Origin of the sequence: Caulobacter sp. (genome assembly GCF_049283275.1) — a bacterium.
Classification (GTDB): domain Bacteria; phylum Pseudomonadota; class Alphaproteobacteria; order Caulobacterales; family Caulobacteraceae; genus Caulobacter.
Window position 1 is genome coordinate 1 of the sequence record NZ_JBAPVS010000021.1, and the last position, 1,673, is coordinate 1,673.

Below are 1,673 nucleotides of genomic sequence, written 5' to 3' on the forward strand. Positions count from 1 at the left end.
CCCTTGCGGCGTGTCCCTAAACGTTGCTCCTGCCCCTACGGATGGCTGGCTTCGTCGTGAGTCGGGTCTAAGCTCACGCTCATGGACGAACCGATCGACGCCAAGTTCGACACCCGCAACGACGGCGACGTCCGCGACGCCGGCGCCGGTCCGCTCAAGCCCCGCCATGCCGCCACCCTGATCGTGGTCCGCGACGACGGGCCCAAGCCGCGCCTGCTGATGGGCCGCCGCAACCGGGGCCTGGCCTTCATGGCCGACAAGTGGGTGTTCCCCGGCGGCCGGGTGGATCGCGGCGATTTCCTCGCGCCCTCGGCCAGCGAACTGGCGCCCGACACCGCCGTGCGCCTGTCCCTGGAGCCGCGCCATCCCAGTCCCGCCCGCCTGGCCCGCGCCCTGGCCCTGGCGGCGGTGCGCGAGACCTTCGAGGAGACCGGGCTGCTGCTGGCCAAGACCGCCCCCGAGCGCCCCGGCGCCGGGGCCTGGCGGCCGTTCCTGGCCCAGGGAGCCCTGCCCGACCTGGCGCCGCTGGCCTTTGTGGCCCGGGCGATCACCCCGCCCTACCGCACCCGCCGCTTCGACGCCCGGTTCTTCATGGCCCCCGCCTCGGCCCTGCTGAGCCTGGAGCGCCAGCCCGACTGCGGCGAGCTGGACGAGATCGGCTGGTTCGACTTCGACGCCGCCCGCGAACTGGACCTGCCGAACATCACCCGCTTCGTCGTGCACGAGGTGGCCCAGCGCCTGTCCGACCCTGGACGCCCCGCGCCGTTCATGCGTTTCCTGCGCGGGGCGCGGCAGTTGAGCTATTTGTAGAGCTTGCGGGCCCGCCCTCGTCCTTCGACAAGCTCAGGATGAGGGCTATTGTCGCGCTGAGCCATCATTCGAAGTCCTCATCCTGAGCTTGTCGAAGGACGAGGGTTTCGCCGCAAGAGGTAGCCATGCTCGCCCTGATCCTCGCCGCTTCCCTAGCCATGCCGAGTGCTTCGGGGCCGCCCGCCACCATCGACCAGATGGCCTGGCTGAAGGGCTGCTGGATCCAGACCAGACCCAACGGCGTGGTCGAGGAGCTGTGGATGGGTCCCGGCGGCGGCGTGATGCTGGGCATGGGGCGCACGGTGCGCGACGGCAAGCTGCGTGAGCACGAGTTCGTCCGCATCGTCGAAGCCGACGGCTCGCTGGCCTATGTCGCCGAGCCCTCGGGGCAGGAGAAGGCGACCTTCCCGCTCAAGAGCCTGACCGCGGACCAGGCGGTGTTCGAGAACCCGACCCACGATTTTCCCCAGCGGGTGATCTATCGTCGCGCCGGCGCCGGCGAGATCGTCGGCCGCATCGAGGGTCAGATCGGCGGCCGGGCCAGAAGCGTCGATTTCCCCTACAAACGATGCGAGACCGGCAATTGACTTTGCGCCGCCGGTGAGTATGTTCCGCGCCTCTTATTTCGACCGCGTAGGGACCTGCGCGACCATCGCAGGGATTCGACCATGGCCAAACCGGCTTCCATCAAGATCCGCCTGAACTCGACGGCGGACACCGGCTTCTTCTACGTGACCAAGAAGAACGCCCGCACCAAGACCGAGAAGATGGTGCTGAAGAAGTACGATCCGGTCATCCGCAAGCACGTCGAATTCAAGGAAGGCAAGATCAAGTAGGTCTTGCCGTCCCTATCGATATGACAA

The 1,673-nt window shown here is 67.8% G+C and carries 3 protein-coding genes; all 3 read left to right on the forward strand.

The genetic code is table 11. The features are described 5' to 3' along the window. Positions 1-81: 81 nt before the first annotated feature. The 3 genes from WAL33_RS01125 (at position 82) to rpmG (ending at position 1,646) form a co-directional block, all read left to right on the forward strand. Positions 82-810, forward strand: a complete 729-nt coding sequence (locus WAL33_RS01125) for an NUDIX hydrolase (RefSeq protein WP_422177658.1) — start codon at positions 82-84, stop codon at positions 808-810. A 125-nt stretch (positions 811-935) separates the two neighbouring features. Next, positions 936-1,397: a DUF6265 family protein gene (locus WAL33_RS01130; protein ID WP_422177660.1), complete on the forward strand. Its 462-nt coding sequence runs from the start codon at positions 936-938 to the stop codon at positions 1,395-1,397. An 81-nt stretch (positions 1,398-1,478) separates the two neighbouring features. Further along, on the forward strand, positions 1,479-1,646 hold the full coding sequence (gene rpmG / locus WAL33_RS01135; RefSeq protein WP_007673017.1) for a 50S ribosomal protein L33: 168 nt from the start codon (positions 1,479-1,481) through the stop codon (positions 1,644-1,646). Positions 1,647-1,673 lie beyond the last annotated feature (27 nt).